The sequence below is a fragment of the Ensifer sp. KUDG1 genome, from assembly GCF_050434285.1.
Classification (GTDB): Bacteria; Pseudomonadota; Alphaproteobacteria; order Rhizobiales; family Rhizobiaceae; genus Ensifer.
In genome coordinates, this window is the sequence record NZ_JBNDIG010000008.1 from 283,998 (window position 1) to 309,062 (window position 25,065).

At 63.6% G+C, this 25,065-nt stretch carries 23 protein-coding genes; 10 read left to right on the forward strand and 13 right to left on the reverse strand.

Translation table 11 applies throughout. The features are described from left to right. Nucleotides 1-110: 110 nt before the first annotated feature. Nucleotides 111-713, forward strand: coding sequence for an alpha/beta hydrolase (locus M2267_RS20865; protein WP_429116733.1), 603 nt, complete (start codon nucleotides 111-113; stop codon nucleotides 711-713). Here the strand turns inward: M2267_RS20865 and M2267_RS20870 are convergent, their stop codons facing one another. The 8 genes from M2267_RS20870 to M2267_RS20905 form a co-directional block, all read right to left on the reverse strand. Further along, complete coding sequence (locus M2267_RS20870) at nucleotides 714-1,826, reverse strand: ABC transporter permease (protein ID WP_429116734.1); 1,113 nt, start codon at nucleotides 1,824-1,826, stop codon at nucleotides 714-716. A gap of 1 nt (nucleotide 1,827) precedes the next feature. Next, a complete protein-coding gene (locus M2267_RS20875) occupies nucleotides 1,828-2,976 on the reverse strand; it encodes an ABC transporter permease (RefSeq protein ID WP_429116736.1) in 1,149 nt (382 codons plus the stop codon). Beyond that, on the reverse strand, nucleotides 2,973-4,703 hold the full coding sequence (locus M2267_RS20880) for an ATP-binding cassette domain-containing protein (protein ID WP_429116738.1): 1,731 nt from the start codon (nucleotides 4,701-4,703) through the stop codon (nucleotides 2,973-2,975). The genes M2267_RS20875 and M2267_RS20880 overlap by 4 nt, the downstream gene beginning before the upstream one ends. After that, entirely contained in the window at nucleotides 4,700-5,707 is a 1,008-nt protein-coding gene (gene hlyD / locus M2267_RS20885) for a secretion protein HlyD (protein ID WP_429116741.1), read from the reverse strand. The genes M2267_RS20880 and hlyD overlap by 4 nt, the downstream gene beginning before the upstream one ends. Further along, the gene (locus M2267_RS20890; RefSeq protein ID WP_429116744.1) at nucleotides 5,704-6,405 is read right to left on the reverse strand and encodes a CerR family C-terminal domain-containing protein; all 702 of its coding nucleotides are present in this window, start codon (nucleotides 6,403-6,405) and stop codon (nucleotides 5,704-5,706) included. Before M2267_RS20890 ends, hlyD begins: the two co-directional genes overlap by 4 nt. A 179-nt stretch (nucleotides 6,406-6,584) precedes the next feature. Next, nucleotides 6,585-7,751 (reverse strand): HPP family protein, encoded by a 1,167-nt coding sequence (locus tag M2267_RS20895; protein WP_402322241.1) that lies wholly within the window; start codon nucleotides 7,749-7,751, stop codon nucleotides 6,585-6,587. A gap of 146 nt (nucleotides 7,752-7,897) precedes the next feature. Then, nucleotides 7,898-9,256, reverse strand: coding sequence for a sensor histidine kinase (locus M2267_RS20900; protein ID WP_429116747.1), 1,359 nt, complete (start codon nucleotides 9,254-9,256; stop codon nucleotides 7,898-7,900). Then, nucleotides 9,253-9,927: a response regulator transcription factor gene (locus M2267_RS20905; protein WP_043613363.1), complete on the reverse strand. Its 675-nt coding sequence runs from the start codon at nucleotides 9,925-9,927 to the stop codon at nucleotides 9,253-9,255. Before M2267_RS20905 ends, M2267_RS20900 begins: the two co-directional genes overlap by 4 nt. A gap of 271 nt (nucleotides 9,928-10,198) precedes the next feature. Between M2267_RS20905 and M2267_RS20910 the strand changes: the two genes are divergently transcribed. The 4 genes from M2267_RS20910 to M2267_RS20925 all read left to right on the forward strand — a co-directional run bounded on the left by M2267_RS20910 (nucleotide 10,199) and on the right by M2267_RS20925 (nucleotide 14,100). Further along, nucleotides 10,199-11,911 (forward strand): phosphoethanolamine transferase, encoded by a 1,713-nt coding sequence (locus M2267_RS20910; protein ID WP_043613360.1) that lies wholly within the window; start codon nucleotides 10,199-10,201, stop codon nucleotides 11,909-11,911. A 142-nt stretch (nucleotides 11,912-12,053) separates the two neighbouring features. Then, nucleotides 12,054-12,425 carry a hypothetical protein gene (locus M2267_RS20915; RefSeq protein WP_429116751.1) on the forward strand — a complete coding sequence of 124 codons (372 nt, stop codon included), beginning with the start codon at nucleotides 12,054-12,056 and terminating at the stop codon, nucleotides 12,423-12,425. Nucleotides 12,426-12,640: 215 nt separating this feature from the next. Beyond that, nucleotides 12,641-13,312, forward strand: coding sequence for a metallophosphoesterase family protein (locus tag M2267_RS20920; RefSeq protein ID WP_205236605.1), 672 nt, complete (start codon nucleotides 12,641-12,643; stop codon nucleotides 13,310-13,312). Between the two features lie 113 nt (nucleotides 13,313-13,425). Further along, nucleotides 13,426-14,100 (forward strand): HAD family hydrolase, encoded by a 675-nt coding sequence (locus M2267_RS20925; protein WP_429116754.1) that lies wholly within the window; start codon nucleotides 13,426-13,428, stop codon nucleotides 14,098-14,100. A gap of 60 nt (nucleotides 14,101-14,160) precedes the next feature. Here the strand turns inward: M2267_RS20925 and M2267_RS20930 are convergent, their stop codons facing one another. Next, nucleotides 14,161-15,750 (reverse strand): ABC transporter substrate-binding protein, encoded by a 1,590-nt coding sequence (locus tag M2267_RS20930; protein ID WP_429116756.1) that lies wholly within the window; start codon nucleotides 15,748-15,750, stop codon nucleotides 14,161-14,163. Between the two features lie 166 nt (nucleotides 15,751-15,916). Further along, complete coding sequence (locus M2267_RS20935) at nucleotides 15,917-16,603, reverse strand: GntR family transcriptional regulator (protein ID WP_043613592.1); 687 nt, start codon at nucleotides 16,601-16,603, stop codon at nucleotides 15,917-15,919. A 239-nt stretch (nucleotides 16,604-16,842) separates the two neighbouring features. Here M2267_RS20935 and M2267_RS20940 point away from each other — a divergent pair, with 239 nt between their 5' ends. From M2267_RS20940 to M2267_RS20955, 4 genes are all read left to right on the forward strand, one after another. After that, entirely contained in the window at nucleotides 16,843-17,874 is a 1,032-nt protein-coding gene (locus M2267_RS20940) for an amino acid ABC transporter substrate-binding protein (protein WP_192449757.1), read from the forward strand. Nucleotides 17,875-18,049: 175 nt separating this feature from the next. Beyond that, on the forward strand, nucleotides 18,050-19,198 hold the full coding sequence (locus tag M2267_RS20945; RefSeq protein WP_429116759.1) for an amino acid ABC transporter permease: 1,149 nt from the start codon (nucleotides 18,050-18,052) through the stop codon (nucleotides 19,196-19,198). Between the two features lie 3 nt (nucleotides 19,199-19,201). Continuing rightward, nucleotides 19,202-20,308 (forward strand): amino acid ABC transporter permease, encoded by a 1,107-nt coding sequence (locus M2267_RS20950; protein ID WP_429116761.1) that lies wholly within the window; start codon nucleotides 19,202-19,204, stop codon nucleotides 20,306-20,308. Next, entirely contained in the window at nucleotides 20,301-21,746 is a 1,446-nt protein-coding gene (locus tag M2267_RS20955; protein ID WP_429116764.1) for an amidohydrolase family protein, read from the forward strand. The genes M2267_RS20950 and M2267_RS20955 overlap by 8 nt, the downstream gene beginning before the upstream one ends. Before the next feature lie 10 nt (nucleotides 21,747-21,756). Here the strand turns inward: M2267_RS20955 and M2267_RS20960 are convergent, their stop codons facing one another. Together M2267_RS20960 and M2267_RS20965 are read right to left on the reverse strand one after the other, a co-directional pair. Beyond that, nucleotides 21,757-22,344 carry a YqaA family protein gene (locus M2267_RS20960; RefSeq protein ID WP_192449761.1) on the reverse strand — a complete coding sequence of 196 codons (588 nt, stop codon included), beginning with the start codon at nucleotides 22,342-22,344 and terminating at the stop codon, nucleotides 21,757-21,759. A gap of 129 nt (nucleotides 22,345-22,473) precedes the next feature. Then, nucleotides 22,474-23,382 carry an AraC family transcriptional regulator gene (locus M2267_RS20965; protein WP_429116768.1) on the reverse strand — a complete coding sequence of 303 codons (909 nt, stop codon included), beginning with the start codon at nucleotides 23,380-23,382 and terminating at the stop codon, nucleotides 22,474-22,476. Nucleotides 23,383-23,479: 97 nt separating this feature from the next. Here M2267_RS20965 and M2267_RS20970 point away from each other — a divergent pair, with 97 nt between their 5' ends. Continuing rightward, nucleotides 23,480-24,232 (forward strand): SDR family oxidoreductase, encoded by a 753-nt coding sequence (locus tag M2267_RS20970; protein WP_429116770.1) that lies wholly within the window; start codon nucleotides 23,480-23,482, stop codon nucleotides 24,230-24,232. Between the two features lie 20 nt (nucleotides 24,233-24,252). Here M2267_RS20970 and M2267_RS20975 read toward each other — a convergent pair whose 3' ends face one another. Continuing rightward, nucleotides 24,253-25,062 carry a phosphate/phosphite/phosphonate ABC transporter substrate-binding protein gene (locus tag M2267_RS20975; RefSeq protein ID WP_429116889.1) on the reverse strand — a complete coding sequence of 270 codons (810 nt, stop codon included), beginning with the start codon at nucleotides 25,060-25,062 and terminating at the stop codon, nucleotides 24,253-24,255. Nucleotides 25,063-25,065: the final 3 nt, after the last annotated feature.

A 25,065-nucleotide genomic window follows, 5' to 3' on the forward strand; every position in this document is an offset into this window, starting at 1 on the left:
TGCACAGAACGGTTCACAGTTTCGTCGAAACCGTGAAGCCAACGCTTTGAAATCAGGCAGGTTCGAACGCGGCATCGACCCCGTTCGGAAGCCTGCTCCAGGAGACAAAAATGGTAGATCATGGCTATGTTCACAAGCTGAAGGCCGGGAAGCCCGGCCAGCCGATATTTTTCGTGTTCCACGGGACCGGCGGTGACGAGAACCAGTTCTTCACCTTCGCATCCGAGCTTCTGCCCGAAGCGACGATCGTTTCGCCGCGTGGCGACGTTTCGGAATATGGCGCCGCACGCTTCTTCAAGCGCACCGGCGAGGGTGTCTACGACATGGCGGACCTTGCCCGCGCCACCGAGAAGATGGCGGGCTTCGTCAAGGCGCTGGCTGCGGAGCATCAGGCTTCACAGGTGATCGGCCTTGGTTATTCCAACGGCGCAAACATTCTCGCCAACGTTCTGATCGAAGGCGGTGTTTTCGACAAGGCAGTGCTGATGCATCCCTTGATCCCGTTCCGCCCGAAGGACAATGCGGCGCTGAAGGGGCGTCGCGTCCTGATTACCGCCGGCGAGCGTGACCCGATCTGCCCGGCGCCGCTGACCCAGGCACTCGCGGACTACTTCCAGGGACAGGGTGCCGCAACCGAGACCGAGTGGCATTCGGGCGGGCACGACATCCGCCAGAATGAGATTGCGGCGATCGCGCGCTTCCTGAAGGACTGATCACTCCAGCCGGCGACGGAAAAGCCAGGAGGCGGCCGAGAGGGTGACGATGGCGATCAGAAACAGCGGGATCGTCTGTCGCGCCACCTCGACCGCCGGAATGTCCTTGAGGAACACGCCCTTCACGATCACGAGGAAGTAGCGCAGCGGATTGACATAGGTGATCGGCTGCAGCCAGGACGGCATGTTCTCGATCGGCGTGGCAAACCCCGAAAGCAGCATCGCCGGCACCATGAACAGGAAGGCGCCGAGGATCGCCTGCTGCTGCGTCATCGACAGGGCCGAAATGAACAGGCCAAGACCGACGACGGAGGCGAGGTAAAACACCGCGCTGCCATAGAGCAACAGCAGCGAGCCGCGCAGCGGCACCCCGAAGATGAAGACGGCCGCCAGAATATAGATGGTGATGTGGAAGAGCCCGATCATCATCGGCGGGATCAGCTTGCCGATCAGGATCTCATGGGTTCGAAGCGGCGACACCATGAGTTGGTCGAAGGTCCCCAACTCGCGTTCGCGCGCGATCGACAGCGCGGTCACGATCAGGCCGATCAACAGCGCGATGCTGGCGACCAGGTTCGGAACCATGAACCACTGATAGGTAAGGTTCGGATTGAACCAGTTGCGGGCAACGACGGTGACCGCCCCCGATGCCAAGCGCTTGCCGGCGGGTGTCTCGGCGGCAAGCGCGCCGACGATGCGGCCGAGATAGCCGGAGACGATCTGCGACGCATTGGAGCGGCGGCCGTCGAGGATGACCTGCGCCTCCGCCGGCCGGCCGGCCTCGATATCGCGCGAGAAGGTGGGCCCGATTTCGATCGCCGCAATGACCTGCTGGGTGTCGATCGCCAGGCGCACCTCCTGCGGACTGTCGGTGAAGCGGATGCTTCGGAAGGTCGGCGAGCCGTCGATCCCCTCGATCAGATCCTGGCTCCAGTGGCCGTTGTCGCGGTTCAGCACCAGCACGTCGACATTGGTGACCTCGAGCGTCGCGGCGTAGGAAAACACCAGAAGCTGCAGGATCGGCGGCACGATCAGCACGGTGCGCCCCTTGGGGTCGCGCAGCACCGCCAGCAATTCCTTGACGATCAGGGCTTTCAGTCTGGTCCACCACATCTCAGCCGATCCTCTTGCGGGTGCTGCGAGCGGCGAGCGCAAAGAACACGCTGCCGATCAGGAGCATGGCGGCAATGGACTTGCCGAACATCGGCCAGATGTCGCCGGCCAGAAACACCGTCTGCAGGCTCGGGATCAGATAGCGCGCCGGCACGATGAAGGTGATCCACTGAATGACCGTCGGCATGGAATTGATCTCGAAGAGAAAACCCGAGAGCAGGAAGGCCGGAAGAAACGCCGAAATCAACGCGAGCTGCGAGGCGAGGAACTGGTTCTTGGTCGCCGCCGAAATCAGCAGGCCCTGGCCGAGCGCCGGCATCAGAAACGTCGCCGACAGTGCATAGAGCGCTGCGACGGAGCCGCGAAAGGGGACACCGAAGAGGAAGACGGCAAGGAGGACGCAGAGCGTCATCGAGGTGAGCCCGAGAATAAAATAGGGGAGCAGCTTGCCGGCAAGGAGCTCGGCTGCCGAAACCGGCGTTGCCATCATCGCCTCCATCGTTCCGCGCTCCCATTCGCGCGCAACGACGAGGGAGGTGAGCAGCGTTCCGACCAGCGTCATGACGATGGCGATCGAGCCCGGCACCAGGAAGTTCCGGCTGGTGAGTTCCGGATTGAACCAGAAACGCTGCTCGGCGGAAATCGCAGGCGGCCGGCCGGCGCCATCGCTCAGCCGCTGGCGCTCCCAGTTGGCAACGGTCGCCTGCGCATAGTTCTGGACGAAGTTCGCCGTATTGGGATCGGAGCCATCGACGAGCACTTGCAAGGCGGGGTGCCGTCCTGCCGTGTAGTCGGCGACGAAGCTCTTGGGGATGACGACGATGCCGCGCACCCGGCCTAGCACCAGGTCTTCCTCGAACTCGCGGCGATCCCGACCGATCGCCACCGTGAAATAACGCGAGGCCTGGAAACCGGCGGCGAGATCGCGCGTCAGCGGCGCTTCTTCCTCGACGACGAGGCCGATGCGGGTCTGCGTGGTGTCGAGCGAAACGCCGTAACCGAAAAGAAACAGAAGGATCATCGGCAGCACGAAGGCGATCAGGATACTACTCGGGTCGCGAACGATCTGATAGCTTTCCTTGCGCACCAGCGCGGCAAAGCGTCTGGCTCTCGTGGCCCGACTTTCGGTCGTTGCGGCGCGCGCGCTCATGCGGCCTCCTTCTCCTCCGAGCCCTGAACCAGGGCGATGAAGGCATCCTCCATCGTCGGGTCCGGATGCTCGGGGCTGGCGACCTGCGCCTTCAACTCGTCCGGAGAACCCAGCGCGATCGACCGGCCGCGATAAATCAGCGAAATGCGGTCGCAGTACTCGGCCTCGTCCATGAAGTGGGTGGTGACGAGGACGGTCACGCCTTTCTCGACGAGGCCGTTGATATGGGTCCAGAACTCGCGTCGGGTGATGGGATCGACCCCGGAGGTCGGTTCGTCGAGAAACAGCGCTTCCGGTTCGTGCAGCACGGCGCAGGCGAGCGCCAGCCGCTGCTTGAGGCCGAGCGGCAGATCTTTCGCCGACATGTCGAGCAGGCGGGCGAAGCCGAAGATTTCCGTCATCAACTGGATGCGCTCGCGTTTGCGCGCGCCGGATAACCCGTAGACGCCGGCAAAGAAGCTTAGGTTCTGGCCGACACTCAAATCGCCGTAGAGCGAGAATTTCTGCGCCATGTAGCCGAGCCGGTTGCGCGCCTCGGCGGCATCGCGGCGCAGATCGAAACCGGCGACGCGGCCTTCGCCGGCGGTTGGCTTCAACAGCCCGCACAGCATCTTGAAGGTCGTGGACTTGCCGGCGCCGTTCGGACCCAAGAGCCCGAAGATCTGGCCGCGTGGTATGTCGAAGGTGATTGCGTCGGCGGCAGTGAAATCGCCGAAGCGTTTCGTCAGTCCGCGCGCTTCGATGACCGGGCGCCCGTTGTCGGTCGGGAAGGGCGTCTGGGTTTCCGCGAGCTTCGAGCGGCCGCCGGGGCCGCCGCCGAGCATGTCGATGAAGGCATCCTCGAAACGTGGCGTGGTGGTCGCAACGCCCGCTGCTGCGGAATGTTCGGCCGGGGCCGGCGGTTTGGTCCCGGGCTTCATGACCAGACGGATCGCTTCGCCCTGGATGACGCCGTCGACGACATCGTCGCCGTCGAGATAGCTTGCGAGCTTCTGACGCCGCCCATGCGTAATGCCGGAAACCTTGAAGACGCGATCAGCGACCCTGGCGGTCAGTTCGGCGGGACTGCCCGTGAACAGGAGCTTGCCCTCGTTCAAGAGCAGAACGCTGTCGCAGGCCTCCGCCTCGTCCAGATAGGCCGTGGACCAGACGACGCCGATGCCTTCCTTCGTCAGGTTCTCGACCATCTTCCAGAGATCGCGGCGCGAGATCGGGTCGACGCCGACGCCCGGTTCGTCGAGCAGCAGCAGCCTCGGCTTGCGCAGCAGGGCGCAGGCAAGGCCAAGCTTCTGCTTCATGCCGCCAGAGAGCTTGCCGGCAAGGCGCGTGGTGAAGCGCTTGAGGTCGGTGAATTCGAGCAGTTCGTCGAAGGTTGCCGCACGCTCGCCAAGCGGCAGGCCGCGCAGGTCGGCGTAGAGATTGAGGTTTTCCTGAACGGAAAGGTCCTCATAGAGGCCGAAGCGCTGTGGCATGTAGCCGATGGCCGCCTGGATATCGGCGGCATTCGTCACCGTGTCGAAACCGAGAACCTCGACCTTGCCCTCGTCCGGCACCATCAGCCCGGTCATCAGTCGGATCAGCGTGGTCTTTCCGGCACCGTCAGGGCCGACGAGCCCGGTAATCCGCCCGCCGAGGATCTCGCCAGCGATATGGTCGAGCGCTGGCGGAGCATCGCCAAAACGCTTGACCACATCGGCGATGCGAACGAACGGCGCCTCGTCACTCATGGCGCCGCTCCAGCCTTTTCCGGCAGATGCACGGTCACCGGCATGCCCTGCCGCAGATCGGCCCCCGGCTTGTCGACCACGATGCGCAGGCGGTAGACGAGATCGGTGCGCAGTTCCGGTGTCTCCACCGACTTGGGCGTGAATTCGGCGACCGGCGAGATGAAGCCGACCGTCGCCTTATAGCGGTGATCCGGAGCACTGTCGGAGGTGACCTCGACGGCCATGCCGGGATGCACGCGGCCAAGGTCCGGTTCCGCCACATAGGCGCGAACCCAGACAGGCTCGTTCAGCGAAACGACGTAGACGGTGTCGGAGGGCGCGACGATGGCGCCGGCTTCACGCACCCGCGACAGGACCGTGCCGGCGCTCGGCGCAAACAGCTGGGTATCGGCAAGCGAGGTGCGGGCGCTTTCGAGCTTGGCTTCGGCGGCAAGCACCTGCGCCTGGGCCGCTTCGATATCCTCGATCCGGCTTCCCTCTTCGATGAGCGCCAGGGCCTCGCGGGCGGAGGTGGCGCGCGCAGCGGCCGCAGCCCTGTTGGCGCTCGCCTCGTCGAGATTGGCCTGGGAGATGGTGCCGTTCGGGCGCAATTGCCGGGCACGCTCATAGGCGAGATCGGCGTTTTCGAGATCGGCCAGGCGCTCCTCATGGGTGGCGCGCGCCTGGGCAATTTCGGTCGGGCGTGCGCCCGCCCTCAGTTTTGCAAGGTTGGCTCTGAGCGCGCCGAGATCGGCCTGCGCCGCGGCGACCGCCTGCTCGAACGGGACGGCGTCCAGCGTCGCCAGAACGTCTCCGGGCTTGACCGTGTCGCCCTCGTCGACGCCAAGGCTTGCGATGCGGCCGCTGACGCGGAAGCCAAGTGAAACCTGTCGGATGTCGACGTTGCCGTAGAGCACCGAGATCTGCTCCTTGCCGATCCAGCCGAGCCGCTGGGGAACGTCGAACCACCAGGCGCCGGCCGCGGCGCCGGCGATCAGGATCAGCGCTATTGCTGGCTTGTTCATGACCGGTCCTCCCGCTTGCTTTCAATGGCCGCGACCAGTTCGGCGGCATGCCGGCGCAAGAGGTCGAGCTCGTCGGGGCCGATCGCCTGCCATTTCATCTGCCGAAGAACGGCTGCGTGGGCCATGCGGAAGACGAGGATGCTACCGACGAAGGATAGGGTCTTCAGCCGGACCTGTTCCGATTGCGGTGCGTCGCCAAGGATGGTGGCAACCAGTCGGCCGGCCATGCCGATCATCGGGCCCATGACATTGGCATAGACGCGCTCGAAGGCTTCCGTCGGCTCCATCTGCTCGCGGATAATGAAGCGCGCCCAGCTTTCGGACTGACGGCTGACGAAGAGGGCGACCATGTGCTGCGCCAACTGGCTGAGCATGTCGCGGGCTTCGTGGGCTCCCAGCGGCTGGCCCTGGTTGTCGAGATGGGCAAGGCGGGCAAGAACCGCGTTTCGGAGGTCCGCGACGTGGTCGATGATGATCGAGGCAAGGTGCTCGGCAGCGGCGATATAGAGGCCTTCCTTGCCGCCGAAATAGTAGGGGATCGCCTGGAGGTTCACGCCGGCCGTTTCGGCGAGCATGCGGGTGGTGGCGCCGTCAAAGCCATAGCGGCCGAAGACGTCGATGGAACTGGTCAGCAGTTTCTCGCGGGTGGCATCTCCGCGGTCCTGCTTCGTCGGGCGGGGCGAGGTTTCTTTTTTCATGGCATGCTGAAATTACATCATTCCATTGATTAAGTCAATCGAATGATTTTTGTTGGAGACGACGACGTGCCTTGGGCCGATAGGGCAGTATTGCCGAAGACAGGTCGTGCAAAGTTCGCGCAGCCGGTTCGTGCAACCGGCCGCTGTGCTGGCGAAGGATTTCAGGCCGGCCCTGCTGCTTAAGCGACGTCGCGCTCTTCGCCCCGTTCGAGGCGGCGTTGGAAGAGGGCGGCGATGAGGTCCGATTGGGTCACAACGCCGAGCAGCCGGTTATCTGGATCGACCACCGGCATATGGTGCAGCCCCATGTCGGACATCGGCGGCACGAGTTTGGCGATCATGGTTTCCGGCAGGGCCGATTGCACCTTGCGGGTCATGATGTCGGACACGAGCCGCGGCGTTTTCGGGCCGAAACCGATGACGTTTCCGAGCCGCTGGCGGATGCCGCCCTGCGGCGTGACCATCGCGTGCTTCATGAAATCGGTTTGCGTAACGATGCCGACGAGCCCATCCTTTTCGGTCACGACCGGCAGCGCCTTGATGTGATGCTTGATCAGGGTCTGCCAGGCCTGGCGCAGGGTCGTCTCCGGCGTGGCCGTGGCGACGTCGCGCGACATGATCTCGGCGCAGGTGATTTCGCCGGAGCGGCGGTTGAAGGCGCGGATCTGCGCCTGGTGGATCAGCGCGTCGAGCTCGTCCGGGCTGACGTCGACCACTTCGCCATATTGGGCGAGGACGGCCTGCAGGTCTTCGGGAACGATGCCGAGCCTGTGCGTCGGCGCGGGGTCGCTTGTTCCATGCAGCGTCGGCGCCTGCGCGAGGTGCGGATAGCGACGGCCGGTCACGTTGTTGAACGCCAGCGCGATCAGGAGAATGACGACCGAATTGATGGCGACCGGCGAGAGGACGAACCAATAGCCGGCCTCATGGATCGCCGGGCCACCGAGCACGGCGGTCAGCGCCACAGCCCCGCTCGGCGGATGAAGGCAGCCGAGCAGCAGCATGGTCGCGATGGCAAGGCCGACGGCGACTGCGGCAGCAATGACCGGATCCGGGATCAGCAACGCCGCGGTCACGCCGATCAGGGAGGAGACGGTGTTGCCGCCGACGATCGACCAGGGCTGGGCGAGCGGGCTTGCCGGGGCGGCAAAGAGAAGCACGGCTGAGGCGCCCATCGGTGCGATCAACAGCGGCAGGCTGGCGCCGGCGCCCAGCGCATAGGTGCTGATCAAGCCGGTAAGCAGGATGCCAAGAAGCGCGCCCAAAGACGCACGCAGGCGCTCCAGATGGCTGATCGGAACGAGCGAGGGAACGAAACGCTTGATGTAGGCGCGGGCCTTCGACATGGAGCCTCTCGGGAGGGGAGGTGCAAACTTGGGCAGCCCAATAGCACATGGCACGGCGTTGGGCATGAAATCCGCATCCAAAAACCGGCGTTGGATTGAAATATATGCATCGCGCCTAAAAAATGTGCGCTGCACACGCGGGCGCGTTAGCCCGACACGGCGGCGGAAAAATCGATCGAGAACCGAGTGCCGCGGCCGGGCGTGGTATCGACAGCGACGGTTGCCTGGTGCAACTCGCTGATGCGCCTAACGATCTTCAGGCCGAGGCCGAGCTGGCCGGAACTCTTCACAAAGCCGAGGTCTTCGTTGTGTTCCGGCAGGTCGATCATCCCCTTGCCGTCATCCTCGACGGAGACGACCGGGCCGGGGCCGCAGGTCAGGACGATGCGGGTTCCCGGTGGGTTATGCTTGACGGCATTCTCGATGAGGTTGCGCAGCATGTTTTCGACCAACGCCGGGATGGCGGTGACCGTCGGCGTGCCTTCGTCTACGAACTCGAGGGACTTGTCGTGGTCGAAGACAAAAGGTGCGATGGCCTCCGCAACTGCGGCGCCGATTTGAGACAGGCTGGTGCGCTGGTAGGCGGAAGGATCGACGGCGTCGGCGCGCGCGAGCGAGGTCAACTGTTCCAGGATATGGGTAAGCGCGTCGAGATCGCGCTCCGCGTTGCGCGCCCGCGGGTCGTCGATGCGGCTCAGCTCCATCTTGGCGATCGACACCGGGGTGCGGATTTCGTGGGCGATCGACGACGAGAACAGCTTCTGCGACTGAATGAGATCGGCAACGCGGGCCAGCATCCGGTTGACGGCGGTGACGAGAGGGGCGATCTCCTGCGGCATTCGTGTCAGCGGCAGGCGCGCATTGCCGTCGCGGGGGTCGAGGGCATCGGCGGCCTGGGCGGCCATGGCGACCGGCCGCAGGGCGCTGCGGACCGACCAGATGGTCGCGCCGACCACCAGGCAGAACATCAGCGTCATAGGCACGATCATCGAATCGAACATCTCGTGCAGCAGGGCGCCGTACATGAAACCGTTCGGGTCGTTGAGGATCGCGAGTTCGACAAGGACGACCAGGCCGCCCCGTTCGAAGGTCTGACCGCCGGCAACGCTGAAGGGTTTGCCCGGCGCGATCAGGCGTTTCCAGAATTGCGGCGCGTCGACATTGAGCGGCAGGAAGTGCTGCGCACATTCGGCCGTGCAGTTCGAATGGATCATCTCTCCGGACGCGGTGCGGATGCGTAGGAAAATTGCGCCGTTATCGTCCGATTGGTCGAGATAGCGTTCGCGTGCGTCGCGAACGGGCTCGTAATGCGCCACGCCGTCGCGCACATGGACATACTCGATCAGCTTTTCGGTTTCCTGCTGCAGCATGAGCACGCTGAGTTTGTCGTCGTCGAACCAGTAGTCCGCGAAGACGACGCCGATCTGGATCGCCATGGCCAGCAGCGAGAAGGCAACGATGCGGCGGGAGACGATACCGATCAGCGAAGGGTTTCGGCGCCTCATGGGGCTTGCCTGAGGAGATAGCCGATGCCCCGGACCGTCTCGATCTGCACGCCGGTTTCGAGCGGCTGCAGACGCTTGCGCACCCTTGAAACCGCCAGTTCCAGGGCATTGGGCGTGACTTCCTGGCCATATTCAGAAAGGGCCGTTTCGAGCTTTCGCTTCGGCACGACACGGCCGACCTCGCGCATCAGGATCTCGATCAGCGACCGCTCGCGCGGCGGTAACGGCACCACCGTGCCGTCGCAGGTGAGATTGGCGGTCGCCGGGTCGTAGCGCAACGTTCCGGCTTCGAGCACCGGCTGTACGGCCTGAGGGTTGCGCCGGAGCATGGCGCGGCAGCGCGACAGCAGTTCCCGGTGGTGGAACGGCTTGACGAGATAGTCGTCGGCCCCGGCGTCGAGCCCGGCAATGCGCTCGTCGACCGAGCCCTTGGCCGTGATGATCAGCACCGGCAATCCGGGATATTCCTGGCGGACACGGCGAAGCAGCGACAGCCCGTCGCCATCGGGCAGCCCTAGGTCGAGCAGCACCAGGTCGTGCTCGCGTGCCGCGATTGCCGTTTCGGCGTCGGCGACGCTTGAAACCGCATCGAGGCGCCAGCCAGCATCCCGCATGGTTTCACCGACCAGTTCAACCAGTCGCGGACTGTCTTCGACCAGGAGCAGGCGCATTGATTCGTCTCGATATTACAGGGGCCACTACCGACCATATGGACTTTCGCCGGGGCTGCCAACTGCCTGCGCGATACCTACCAGCGCGCGCATAGGCCGGACAAAGAGCAATCTTGACGGGGTTTGGACAGCTTGTCCGTCGTATCTCAACAGCTGAGGGGGAGGCTGCAACCTAGCAGGTGGCCGCCACGCGGTCTCCATCTCGATTGAATGGCCGTGACTGCAACGTCCCTCCCAGACGCTCTTGCAGTCGCCGCAGGAGAGTACAGTTTTGAGATTTTCAGGTATTCGCCGCCCCGAAATCGGCAGTATTTCGCTGAGCGCCCTCGTCAGCGCCTATCTTCTGCTTGCCACCAACAATTCCTTCTGGAAACACACGGTCGCCTATTTCGACGATTCCGTCACGGCGCTTCTGTCCTTCAGCGCCGCTCTGTGTTTGCTGACCCTCGCAGGCCTGACACTCGCCTCCGTCAAGTATGTGATGAAGCCGGTGATGATCTTCCTGATCATGGTGTCGGCGGCCGCCTCCTACTTCATCGACACCTTCGGCGTCATCATCGACAAGGACATGATCGGCAACGCGGCGGTAACGACGCAGGCCGAAGCCAGCCATATCTTGACCGGCAGTCTGGCGACGCACCTGCTGCTTTACGGGGTGCTCCCGTCGCTGGTGGTGATCTGGTTCAAGCTGCGCTACCGGCCCTTCCTGTCCAATGCCGCGATCAACCTGGCAGTGATCATCCCCTGCCTGCTCGTCAGCGGTGGGCTGGTCTACGCGAACTTTGCAAACGTCGCCTACGTGATCCGCGAACACAAGGATCTGATGAAGCGGTTCAATCCGACGGGGCCGGTCTCGGCGGCGGTCCGCTACGCATCCTCGACCTACAAGGAACGCAACATCGTCGTGCAGCCGCTCGGCACAGACGCGCGCCAGGGTGCGCGGATTGCCGCGGCCGGCAAGCCGGTGGTGGTCGTCGTCGTGGCCGGTGAAACGGCGCGCGCGATGAACTTCTCGCTGAACGGCTACGGCCGTGAGACCAATCCGGAACTGAAAGCGCTTGGCGTCGTCAACTACACCGACACCACGAGCTGCGGCACGGCGACGGCAACGTCGCTGCCCTGCATGTTCTCCGTCTACCCGCGCGACGAGTACAGCGACTGGAAGGCGCGCTCGACGGAAAACCTCATGAACGTGCTGACGCGCGCCGGTGTTTCGACCACCTGGTGGGACAACAACACCGGCAGCAAGGGCATCGCCGACCTCATCAATTTCGCCAGCATGACCGACCAGAAGAACAGCCCGCTCTGCAAGAACGGCGAGTGCCTGGACGAGATCTTCCTCGGTGAACTCGACAAGAAGCTTTCGGCGACGAAGAAGAACAGTGTGATCGTTCTCCATCAGCTCGGCAGCCATGGACCGTCCTACTATCTGCGCTACCCTGAGAAGTTCCGGCGCTTCACGCCCGATTGCCGCACGCCCGAACTTATGAAGTGCTCGGTTGAAGAAATCACGAACGCCTATGACAACACGATCCTCTACACCGACCATGTGGTGGCGAGTGTCGCCCGGTTGCTGGAAAAGCATCAGGACCAGATCGCGGGCGCGATGATCTACATGTCCGATCACGGCGAGTCGCTCGGCGAGAACGGCATCTATCTGCACGGGGCGCCCTATTCCATCGCACCGCGCGAACAGACGCAGGTACCGTTCGTCGCCTGGTTCTCGAAGCCTTACCAGGCGGCAATGGGTGTCGACACGGCGTGCCTCGCCAAGGATACGGCGCAGCCGAAATCCCACGACAACCTGTTTCATACCGTGCTTGGCATGATGAATGTCGAGACCAAGATCTACAAACAGGGCCTCGATGCCTTTGCGAGCTGCACCAAGAAGCCGGGCGGCGGGGCGGCGTTCCAGGCCGCGGATACGACCAACGACTTGCCGGCAAGCCCCATGCGTTCCTCAAGGTTTCCAGGCGCCCTTTAGCGGCCCGTAATTTTGCCCGCGGTCGGAACAAAACCTCGCCTCGACGCTTCTTTGAAAAGACACCCGATTTTCGTTCCCGCGACGGCCGAGACCGTCAACACGGCCTCGGCCCTTCGGGACTGCCCAAGGAAGGAGAGGTTCGATGCACATCGTCGGCCTGCAGGTCACTGCCGAAAGAGCTGGTCGCTCAGGCTTCACCGTCGAATTCATAGGCGACGGCGACGAGGTGGTGACAGTGATGTGTCCCCAGGACAAGGCTGGATCCCTCAACCGGTTGAACGCGATTGCGAAGGCCAAGGAAATTCTGCAGGCCGCCATTGCTGCCGACGAAGCGGTCGCGGGTTCTAGCGGCCAAGCAGGGATGCGCCGCGGAACTTTGCCAAACGCGCGCCAAGCGCATGACCGCGATGCGATGGAAGAACAACTCGACGAGGGGCTCGAGGATACCTTCCCGGCAAGCGATCCGGTGTCGATTGCCAGTTCGACCATCGCCAAGGGCCATTCCCGACGCTGAGATCACCACGTCATTGGCGTAGCTGCCACCTCCCGGCCATCTCGCCCGAGGTTGCCGCCCTCACGATCCGCATTCCCAATTGTCGCACGCGTCCGCGTAGCGGCCGAGGCATCTTGCATCCTTTCGGCAAAAGGCATGTTATAGCGCCTTGATCTGGCGATGTTTTCGGCCTCGACACGGCCATCGCCCGCTATCGGAATTTGGAGAGTGAATGCATGGCCGTCCGGCATCTGACGTTCGCCGTCGGCGATATTCACGGCTGCCTCGATCAGTTGCGCGCGCTGCTGGATGAAATCGAAGACTATGCGCCGACGGGGCGGGTGATCTTTCTCGGCGACCTGATCGACCGGGGGCCGGACAGCCGCGCTGTCATCGAGTTGATCATGGCCGGCCCGACCAAGCCCGGCTGGACCTGGCAGACCCTCAAGGGCAATCACGAGGAAATGCTCTGGGGCGCAAGCAGCGGCGAAAGCGACGTCGACTGGTGGCTGGTCAACGGCGGCCGCGAGACGCTGATCTCCTACGACGGCACGGTTCCCGGGCGGCACCTGAAATGGATCAAGGAACTGCCCACGATCCTGGTCGAGCGCTTTCGCATCTTCGTGCATGCCGGCGTCGACGACACGCGGCCACTGGAACAGCAGGACGACGGGGTCTTTCTCTGGATCCGGCCGCCCGAAGACTATTCCGGCGAATACTGGGGCCGGCATCTTTGTCATGGCCACACGCCGAGTACGGCCAACCCGCGAACGGTCGGAAACCGCACCAATGTCGATTCCGGCGCCGTCTTCAGCGGTATCCTTTCCTGCGCCATTTTCGACGACGATCAGCCGGGCGGACCGATCGATTTCCTGACGGCGAGCAAGGCGGCCTGGCGCGTCGAGTGAGCGTTAGCATCGGTGGCGTAAATGGCATTGTGCGGTCGGCTCTGCGGTAGTAGGTGTGGCTTCTCCGCTGGGCGAAGCCTTTGCCGCCCGTCTCATCATCTCAGGGGATTGCCTTGGACGCCGCGCCTTCATCCGTTTTCACGAAGAATTTTGCTGCCCTCCTGTTCGATATGGATGGCACGTTGCTGAACTCCATGGCCGTGGTCGAGCGTGTCTGGGGCGCCTGGGCGGAGCGCAATGGTCTCGACCCGGTCGAGTTTACGAAAACCGTGCATGGCGTGCGCGCCGTCGACACGATCCGCAATCTCGAGCTGCCGAACATCGACCCGGAGAAGGAAGCCTATGACCTGGCTCTGGCCGAGATTGCCGACGTGGAAGGTATCGTCGAGATTCCCGGTGCGGTCGACTTCCTGAATTCGCTGCCGCCGGAAAGGTGGGCGATCGTGACGTCCGCGCCGCTCGATCTCGCCGTGCGCCGTCTCGCTGCTGCCGGCATTCCGACGCCGCGGCTGATGATCACCGGCGAGGATGTTTCCGTCGGCAAGCCCGATCCGCAGGGCTACCGGATGGCGGCTGAGCGGTTGGGCGTGCGTGCGGAAGACTGCCTGGTGTTTGAAGACGCGCCGGCCGGAATTCTGGCCGGGCTCGCAGCCGGTGCCGATGTCGTCGTCGTCACCGGTGCGCATGCGGCCGCCGAAGGTACGCCGCACATGACGCTTGCCCGCTACCACGACATCGCGGTGGAGCGCGCAACTGACGGCACGGTATCGTTGCGCCCGACCGCTTGAAATACCGTCGTTGAGGCCGGGAGGCCGCTTGCCGACCTCCCGTCATTTACGTCGCTGGCCTTAAGCGTTGAGCCAGCATTTCGTCAGTGCGTGCCCGCCCATCAGTTCGCCGTTCGGATCGTCGATCCAGCCGCCGACCTTGTCGTTGGTCGCGTCGATGTAGTTGTTGAACATCGGCACGATGACGCCGCCTTCGTCGCGCAGCATCATCGCCGCCTGGCGATAGAGCGCCTTGCGTTTGCCGTTGTCGAGTTCGCCACGCGCCGCAAAGATCAGCTTGTCGAAGTCTTCCCGGAGGAAGCGGGTGTCGTTCCACTCGGCCTTGGAGAGGTAGGCGATCGAATAGACCTGGTCCTGCGTCGGCCGCCCTGTCCAATAGGACATGCTGAAGGGTTGCTTGTTCCAGACGTCCGACCAGTAGCCGTCACCCGGTTCGCGCTTGAGGTCGATGGTGATCCCGCATTTGGCGGCGCTCATCTGGAAGAGCTGCGCCGCATCGACAGCGCCGGGGAAGGCGACATCGGAGGTCCGAAGCAGAACCGAGCCGCTGTGCCCGGATTTCTTGTAGTGGAACTTTGCCTTGTCCGGATCGAAGACGCGCTGTTCGATATCGTTGTCGAACAGCGGATAGCCCTTGATCATCGGCGTGTCGTTGCCGACGGTGCCGTAGCCGGCAAGCACCTTTGCCACCATCTCCTCGCGGTCGACGGCATATTTCAGCGCCAGGCGCAGGTCGTTGTTATCGAAGGGCGCCGTATTGCAATGGGCGATGAAGACATAGTGGCCCTTGCCCGGCACATTGCGGATGACGACGCCGGGAAGGCGACTGATCAGGGCGACGATCTTGGGCTCGATGCGGTTGATCATGTGGATCTGGCCGCTCTGGAGGGCCGCTGTCCGAGCGGTCGAATCGTTGATGACCGCGATTTCGATCTGATCGGCATGGCCACGCTCGGCCGAGCCCCAATAGCCCTCGTGCCGCTCGGCGATGTGTTTGACGCCCGGCTCGTTGGAAACGACCTTGTAGGGGCCGGTGCCGATGCCCGCCGTCGGGTCGTCCTTGCCGCCGTTCGGCTGGATCATCAGGTGGTAATCGCTGACGATGTAGGGAAGGTCGGCATTGGGCGCGCGCAACGTGATGACGACGCTGTCGCCATCGACCTTGATCGTCTCGAAGTCCTGAACGAAGGGCAGGGCCGCAGACTTGGAGTCCGCGTCGCCATGACGCTCGAACGTCGCCACCACGTCGGCCGGGGTCAGTTCCTTGCCGTTGTGGAAGGTCACGTCCTTGCGGATCTTGAAGCGCCAGGTCTTGGCATCCGGCGTCGCCTCGTAGGCTTCGGCAAGCCGGTACTCGATCTCGCCCGTCGGCGAGACTTCGACAAGCTGCTCACCCCAGCAGCGCCCGAGCGTATAGGGAACCTGGCTTGCCCAGGTTGCCGGGTCCAGGCTGTTCGTCGATTCCCCGCCGACGAGGCCCGCCTTGAGTGTTCCACCCTTGACTGGCCCTGCGGCGCGGGCCGCCTGGCCGAGCAGCAGGTTCGCCGAGGCGGCGGTTATCCCGAGTGCTGCGGCGCGTCCGAGAAACTCCCGCCGCGACAGCCGGCCCGCGGCAACCTGCTTGCTCATGAATTCCAGTTCAATTGGCATGCCTTACTCCCTCCCTTGCAAGACCCACCCGGCGTAACCGGTAACGTTGCAGATATTGGAGGCAGATGCCGCGACTGGTGTGTTGCCGCGCGACAGATGGTGCCGCAGATCGGCGAAAGAAAGTCGTATCCGCGACCGCTTGCGCCGGAAAACGGCGGGCGCAGCGTCAGCCCTTGCGGGCGTAGCGCTGCAGGATCGCGGAGATGTCCGGCTCGGTCTTGTCGGTGTCGAGTTCGGCGCGAAGCTCGACCGCGTCGAGGTGTTCGAGCATGATCCGCTCCGCCGTGGCGGTGTCGCGCGATTGCAGGGCACGGATGATCTGGACATGCTCGTCGACCGCGCATTCCGGCGAATGCAGCCGCGCGAAGCGGGCAAGGATCAGGGAGCAGCGCGAGACGATCTCGCGGACGAAACGCGTCAGCGCCTGGGAACCCGTGAGTTCGGCAAGCAGGATGTGGAATTCGCCGGCCAATCGGATCGAAAGCGGTCCATGGTCGGAAAGTGCAGTTTCCTCCTGCTTCACATGCTGCTGCAGCCGCTTGACGCCGGCAGCGTCGAGATCGGCGACGAGCCGCCGGATCACCTCGGCTTCGAGCATGCGCCTCAGCGCGAAGATGTCGCGGGCTTCCTCCAATGTCGGCTCGGCCACGCAGGCGCCCTTGTTGGCGCGCAAATCGACGATGCCTTCCGCGTTGAGCCGGACCAGGGCCGCCCGGACGCTGGTGCGGCTGACCTTGAAATGGTCGGCGATCGTGTCTTCGGAAAGCTTCGTTCCGGGCCTCAGAGCCTGCTCCAGAATCGCCTGGCGCAAGAGCTTGTAGACCACTTCGCTGCGGCTAGATTTCTCAGACAAGGTTGCCTCCCTCAACGGGCCGATCGGAGACCGGCCGAACATGTCCCCTGTCTTCGATAACGTCCGTCCAAATGGTCGTCAATATTGTATACAATAATGTTGATGTTTGTATTCTCTTGTCGTATGCAATTGCAGGCGCCGACAAACAACGCGGCGCCGGCCGGCTCGGGAGGAGGCGTGCGGAGAGGACCGTGCGACCTGAGGAGGCCTGAAAGGGAACAGCCAATGGGAGGGAATTCATGAACAGCAGGATTCTGCAGCTCTGTGCGACGGTTGCCGGCATTGCCGTCGGACTGGTGGCCGCGACCACTGCCAACGCTGCGACGACGCTCGAAACCGTCAAGGCCCGCGGCAAGCTGATCTGCGGCGTCTCGATGAGCACGCCGGGCTTTGCGACGGCCGATGCCAAGGGGCACATGGAGGGCTTCGACGTCGACGTCTGCCGCGCCGTGGCGGCTGCCGTATTCGGCGACCCGGAAAAGGTCGACTTCGTCCTCACCAACATCAATACGCGCTTCCAGGCGCTTCAGTCCGGCGAGATCGACATGCTGTCGCGCCAGACGACCATGACCTTCTCGCGCGAAACCTCGCTCGGGCTCGATTTCGGTCCGACCGTCTTCTACGACGGCCAGGGTCTCATGGTGCCGAAGTCGCTCGGCGTCAGCAGCGCCAAGGAACTGACCGACGCGGCGATCTGCACGCTGCCGGGCACCACGACCGCCCAGAACCTCAGCGACTTCTTCCGGTCGATCGGCGGCAAGTTCGAACTGGTCGTCTTCGAAAGCCCGGACGAAAACCGCAATGCCTTCTTCTCCGGCCGTTGCGAGGCGATCTCGTCCGACCGTTCGGACCTTGCCTCGATCCGCGCGGTTGCCAACAACCCGGATGATTACGTTGTCCTGCCGGAAACCATCTCCAAGGAACCGCTGGCGCCCGCCGTTCGCCAGAACGATTCCAACTGGCGTGACATCGTCTCCTGGTCTGCCTGGATGCTGATGGCAGCCGAAGAGCGTGGGATCACCCAAGCCAATGTCGACGAGATGACCAAGAGCGAGGATCCGGAGATCCAGCGCATGCTCGGCGTCAGCGAAGAACTCGGCAAGATGCTGAACCTCGACAACAAGTGGGGCTACAACATCATCAAGGGCGTCGGGAACTACGGCGAAGTGTTCGAGCGCAACCTCGGCACCAAGACCGCACTTGGCCTGACGCGTGGCCCGAACACGCGCTGGAGCGAAGGCGGACTGCTCTACGCACCGCCGTTCCGTTGAGAATTGACGGACCCGCGCGTTTCGCGCGGGTCCACGTCTCCACATGGTGCTCCCTAATCGGCCTGTGGAGAGTGCGCGCGGCATGCCGCCCGTACTATAAACGATGGAAATCGATCAGGTTCTGATCTTGGGTCGTGGCGGCCCGAGATCATTGTGCTCCAAGGGACGGGTGCCGATGCCCCTGTTTTATGATGCGCGCATTCGCGCCTATCTTTATCAAGTGATCGCCGTCGGCGTCGTGCTGCTCGTCGCCTGGGTGATGTTCAGCACCGCAAGCGCCAATCTTGCCAAGCAGGATATTGCGACCGGTTTCGGCTTCCTGGCCCGCCAGGCCGGATTTGTCATTACCGAATCCGCCATCACCTATGAGCCGACCGATACGATCGGTCGCGCGATCCTCGTCGGCATCGCCAACACCGTCAAGGTTTCGCTGCTCGCCGCCCTGTTCGGCACCGTTCTTGGGCTATTGGTCGGCATCGGGCGGCTGTCGCACAATCCGGTACTGTCGCGGCTGATGCTTGCCTATGTGGAAGCGCTGCGCAACGTGCCGCTGCTGCTTTACCTGCTGCTCTGGTACTCGCTGATCATTTCCGTCTTTCCGCCGGTCAAGCAGGCGATCGAGATGCTACCCGGCGTGTTTCTGTCGAACAGCGGTCTGGTCACGCCGGCGCTGCACTGGCAGAGTGGTTTCGCCGCGCTGGTCACGGCGTTTGTTGTGGGCGTCGCTGCCGCCTTCGCTACCGCGCGCGTTCTCGGTCGCCGCCGCATCGTCACCGGCAAGGAGCGGCCGATTGCTCTGTTCGCAGCGATCGCGTTTCTGCTGCCGCTCATGGCAACCGTCCTGTTCGCAGATATCTCGGTCACCTGGGACGTGCCGGAACTCGGCCGCTTCCGCCTGAGCGGCGGCTATCATTTGCGCCCCGAATTCGTGGCGCTTCTGCTCGGCCTCACACTCAGCGTGTCGGCCAATGTCGCTGAAATCGTTCGCGCCGGTATCCAGGCGGTCAGCAAGGGGCAGTGGGAGGCCGCGACGGCGCTCGGCCTTTCACGCGCGCGCACGCTGAAGCTCGTGATCCTGCCGCAGGCGCTGCGCATCATCATCCCGCCGCTCACCAACACCTATCTGACCGTGTTCAAGAACAGCTCGCTCGCGATCGCCATCGGCTATCCGGATCTGGTGATGGTCTCAAACACGATTATGAACCAGACGGGCCAGGCGATTGAAGCCATTGCCATTTTCATGGGCGTCTATCTCGGTCTGTCGATCCTGATCTCGCTGGTGATGAACTGGTACAATGCGCGGGTCGCGCTGAGGGAGCGCTGAGCCATGACACAGGTCGACACCCTCGTGAGCAGCGCGGCACTTGCGCCGAGCCGCGAAGCGCCGCCGGCGGCGCGCGGCCGCTGGTTCAGCGCGTATTTCGGCACGCCCGGCAATGCGCTGATCACCATCCTCTGCCTCGGCACGGTCTTTGCGGTCGCCAAGCTCGCGATCGGCTGGCTCTTCGTCGACGCCACCTTTGTCGGCACGCCGGCGGAGTGCAAGGCAACGAGCGGTGCCTGCTGGCCGTTCCTGTCGGCGAAGATGCGCTACATCTTCTTCGGCTTTTATCCGTTCGAAGAGCAATGGCGTCCGCTGACGGCCATGCTTCTGTTTCTCGGCGCCTGCCTCGTCTCGATGGTGCCGAAGGTCTGGGGGCGGGGACTGGTGATCGCCTGGATCGCCGTCGTCCTGCCGGTGCTCTATGTGCTGATGGCGGGTGGCTACTTCGGCCTGACGGTCGTGCCCACGACGCAATGGGGCGGGCTGCCGCTTTCCTTCATGCTCTCCTTCATCGGGCTTGCCTGCGCGCTCCCACTTGGCATTGCGCTGGCGCTCGCCCGTGCGTCGAACCTTCCGGCAATCCGCGTCCTCGGCGTCGGCTTCATCGAGATCGTCCGCGGGGTGCCGCTGATCAGCATCCTGTTCATGGCGACGGTCATGCTGCCCCTGTTCATGCCCAACGGCATCACCATCGACAAGCTCGTTCGGGCGCAGGTGGCAATCATCCTCTTTGCCGCCGCCTATATCGCCGAGATCGTGCGCGGCGGCCTGCAGGCGGTTCCCAAGGGGCAGGTCGAGGCCGGCCATTCGCTCGGCCTGCATTATTGGCAGATCATGCGCAAGATCGTGCTGCCGCAGGCGCTGAAGAAGGTCATTCCGCCCTTGGTCAGCCTGTTCATCGGCTTCTTCCAGGATACGACGCTGGTGACGATCGTCGGCCTGCTCGACTTCCTCGACACCGTCCGTACCGCCATGCGCGACCCGCAATGGCAGGGTATCGCAGTGCTCGAGGGTTATGTCTTCGCCGCTGTCGTATACTTCGTTTTCAGCGCCCTGATGGGGGCTTACAGCCGTTTCCTCGAGCAATATTTCAGGACCACGCATGACTAAAGAGATCCACGTCATCCGCAAAGCGCATACGCTCGTCGCCTTCGACCGCGAGCTTAATGGCCATGTCTATCTCAACGACGCCGACGTCGCCTATGACGACGCGGGTTTCGTGCATGTCGGCGGCCATTATGACGGTCCTTATGCCAGCGAGAGTTCCGGCCGCGACCGGATGATCATGCCGGGCTTCGTCAACGTGCATTGCCATTCCGGTGAGGAGCCGATCTCCAAGGGCATCTTCGAGGACATGGGGACGGCAGCGCTTTGGGGCAACGCGCTGTACGAATACTCCAACCTTCTGGAAATCGACGACGACGCGATCGAGGCGTCGCTGACGGTCATGGTCGGCGACCTGATGCGCAGTGGTGTCACCACGCTGCTCGATATTGCCGGTCCGCATGAAAGCTGGCTGCCGACGCTTGCCAAGAGCGGCGCACGCGCCTTCGTCGCGCCGGGTTTCCGGGAAGCGCAATGGCACGTCGAAGACAGCCATCGTCTCGACTTCCGCTGGGACAAGGCGCGGGGGCGCGAAGCCTTCGCGCGAGCGCTTGAGGTTGTCGATACGGCGAATGCACACCCCTCGGGCCGCCTTGGCGGCGTCGTCGCACCGTCGCAGATCGAAACCTGTTCGCCGGAACTGCTGCAGGATGCGGTGGCGGCAGCGCGTGAACGCGGCATGCCGATCACCATCCACGCCGCCCAGACCATGACCGAGCACGAGGAACTTTTGCGCCGGCACGGGCTGACGGCCGTGCAGTATCTCGAGAAGCTGGGTCTGCTCGGCAAGGACCTGATCCTCGGCCATTGCATCTTCGTCGACAGCCATTCCTGGACGCGGCAGCGCACGGAGATCGATCTGCGCCTGCTCGCCGATCGCCAGACGACGGTCGCCCATTGCCCGGTCACCTTCTCGCGCAGCGGCATGGCGCTGGAATCGGTCGGCCGCTATCGCCGCGCCGGCGTCAACGTCGCGCTCGGAACCGACAGCTACCCGTTCAACATACTTGAAGAAATGCGCCAGGCGATGATCTGCGCGCGGCTCTCGGGCAAGTCCGTATTCGACGTTTCGACCGGCGACATCCTCGAGGCGGCAACCACCGCCGGCGGCCGGGCGCTCGGCCGTGACGACATCGGCCGGATCGCCGTCGGCGCGAAGGCCGATTTCCTGGTGGTCGATCTCAGGCACCACGCTATGCAGCCGGTCTACGACCCCTTGCGCAATCTCCTGCACTGCGCCGCCGAGCGGGCGATCGAGCGTGTCCATGTGGACGGCGCTTGCGTCGTCAGTGATGGCCGCCCGACGTCAATCGACTATGACGGCGCTCTTGCAAAGCTCCAGGAAGCGCAGGACTACGCTTGCCGCAAAGCGGCTAAGAACGACACGAAGGGTCGGGCGATCGGGACGCTTGCGCCCCTCTCGTTGCCGCGCAGGCAGTTTTAGGCGCGATCCGTCAGGACAGGAAGCGGTGTGCGGCGAAGAGGCAGATCAGGACTGTCGCCGCCGCGCCCGCCAGTGCGCCGAGCCGTCTTTCGAGGAAGTCCCGGATCTCTTCGCCGAAACGCCGCAGCAGCCAGGCAAGCAGGAAGAAGCGCGCGCCGCGGGCAATGATGGCCGAGACGATGAACAGGCCGAGATTGATGTTGGCGGCGCCTGAGAGGATGGTCACGACCTTGATCGGCGGCAGATGCGCCAGGCCCGAGGTGACGAGCAGCAACGCCAGCATCTCGCTGTCGACCGAGGCCTTCAGGTGCTCGAACGTGTCGAGCTTTCCGTAGAATTCGAGCAGCGGTTTGGCGAGCGTGTCGAAGGCGTAATGGCCGAGATACCAGCCGGCGATGCCGCCGAGAACCGAGCAGACAGTTGCCACGAGCGCATAACGCCAGGCCCGCTCCGGGCGCGCCAGCGCCATCGGGATCAGCAGAAGATCGGCCGGAACCGGGAAGATTGAGCTTTCGACGAAGGCAATGATGCCAAGCCAGACAATGGCGGTCTCCCGTGTTGCGAGCGACATTGTCCAATCGTACAGGCGTCGGAGCATGAGGTGCGGTTCTCTGTTGGCCCAGGGTCCGTTTACAGGCCCAAAGGCTCGTCTATAGGCCCGAGAGCAGGGTGTAAATGTGGCTGGCTTCTGTATTTGAGATAATTCTCACGAAAAGCCGTGCCGGCGTTATTGGGCGGCCACGGCCAAGCGAGCGTAGCGCCCTGGCGGTTGCCCCACATGGCGGCTGAAAGCGGTGCTGAAGGTGCTTGCCGAGCTGTAGCCGACCCGTTCAGCGACAGCTGCAAGGTCCAGTTCGCGTTGCCGCAGCAGGTCCTTGGCGATCGCCATGCGCCAGACGAGCAGATATTCCATCGGTGGCAGCCCAACGGCGCGGGTGAAGCGCTCGAAGAAGACGGATCGGGACAGTGCGGCCTCGTGCGCCAGTTCCGCCACGGTCCAGTCACGGGCCGGATCAGCATGGAGCTGGCGAATGGCCGCCGCCAGCCGCGCATCTCCCAGCCCGCGCAAGAGGCCGGGTGCAGCGCTCTCCCCTTCGATGGATCGCAGCGCCTCGACGAGCATTACTTCCACAAGCCGCGCCAGAACCAGATCGCGGCCGGGACGTTCGTCGCGTGCTTCTTCGCCCACAAAGTGGACGAGTACCGAAAGCCGGTCTATCCCCCGCAGGTGCATCAATGCCGGCAGCAGCGAAACCAGCAGTCCGGCGTCGGGCGAGTCGAGAACGAAATAGCCGCCGAGCAGGCGCACGTCCGGTTCGCCGTCCTGCCTGCCATGGCGAACTTCACCGACCGGTGAAGGAACCGCCTTGGGATCGATGAAAGCCGGCTGCACCGGCTCAAAGCCCGACATGGTGAAGCCGGGCGTGCGCGGCAACAAAACGAAATCGCCTGCCTGCAGCGTCACCGGCGCCTCGCCGTCGACTGCCAGCCGGCACGATCCCTCGATGACGGTACAAAAACTCGGATGGCCGAATTCCGAGTAACGAACCGCCCAGCGGCCGGCGCCGCTGATGCCCTTGGTGAACACGGTGCGTGGGTGGAGAAGCTGAATGAGTTGCGAGAGGGGATCTGTCATATCAGGACGATAGCAAACATAATCCGGACTTCAAGTCGTAGATCATCCGAAATCGTCGCGGTATTCCGGTTCCATCGCAACCACGAAGGAAAACGTTATGAAGACCGTACTGATCACTGGCTGCTCTTCCGGCTACGGACTGGAAACTGCGCGCCGTTTCCATGCCGAAGGCTGGAACGTGATCGCGACGATGCGCTCGCCCCGACACGACATCCTGCCGCCCGCGCAGCGGCTCCGCCTGCTTGCACTCGATGTCACCGATCCCGACAGCATCTCAGCCGCCATTGCGGAAAGCGGCCCGATCGATGCGCTTGTCAACAATGCCGGCGTCGGCGTGGTGGGTGCCTTCGAGGCGACGCCGATGCCCCATATCCGCAAGATCTTCGAGACCAACACCTTCGGCACAATGGCGATGACCCAGGCCGTGATCCCGCAGTTCCGCGCCCGCCGGTCCGGCGTCGTCGTCAACGTCACCTCGAGCGTAACGCTTGCTTCCATGCCGTTGGCCGCCGCCTATACTGCAAGCAAGACCGCGATCACCGGCTTTACCGGTTCGCTTGCCCATGAGCTTGCGGCCTTCGATATCCGCGTCAAGCTTGTCGAACCGGGTTATGCGCCGACCACGCGCTTCGCCCACAACACCGCGGTACGCGTGGAGGACCTGATCCCCGAGGCCTATGCCGGTTTCGCAGCGCCAATCTTCGCCCAATTTGCAACACCGCCCCTGGTGACGACCGAGGCCGACGTCGCGGAGGCTGTCTGGCAGGCGGCAAACGATGTGTCCGCCCAACTGCATTTCCCGGCTGGCGCCGATGCGGTGGCGCTGGCACAGGCAAGCCGACGCGCCTGACCCCGGCAGCTTGCGCGTGTTCAGGCGATCGCGGGATAGCCGAGACGATGTGCGAACCGCGCGAGTTCCGCCACAGGCTCGTAATCCGCATCCGACAGGACCGCGAAGTCCTTTAGGGAAAGCAGATCGCGCGCCTCAGCCAAGGTGGGCTCCGTGATTACGCGTCCGAGTGAACCGCGCAGCAACAAAAGCGCGTCCTCCGAGGCGTCGCCGCGGGTGATGAGCGGCAGGCCCGGCGTGCTTGCGGTGGTGATCAAGACCCGCAGCCTGGACACCCGTCCCGGATCAAACCTTTGCGTGTTGCCAAAGGTCACGCAGTCGATCGCGGCCACGTCTGCATTGCCTGTTGCAACCGCATCGATGCTTGCCAGATGGCTGCCGGTTTCGACAACAGATGAGAAGAACCGGCCATTTCGGCTGAGAGGGGCGATCGTCGCGCGCAATAGGTTTGCTCCGGAATTGCTGACGGGATCGTTGATGGCAGCCCGTGTCCCCCGGAGATCTTCGAGGGAACGGACCGGGCCGCCTGCTCGCACGATGATGAAGCTGCACATGTCGGCGCCGTCGCAGCCCGGATGCCCGTAGACCGGCGTGGCGACAAGGCGAACCTTGCCGCGCTGGTGCCGGACGTAGGGATAACCGCAGGTCTGCGCGAGCAGCAGCGCCGGATGAAGCCAGGCGTCGGCATGATGGAGGGCAGCGTCCAAGCGGTCGGGCACATCCGTCAGGCCCTCGCGCCGCAGGTCGTCGCGCAGGAACGCCCAGAGCGTTGCTGTTGCTGCCGCGAGCGGCGGAGGGCTGACATACATCGCAAGACTGGCTATCCGCATGAT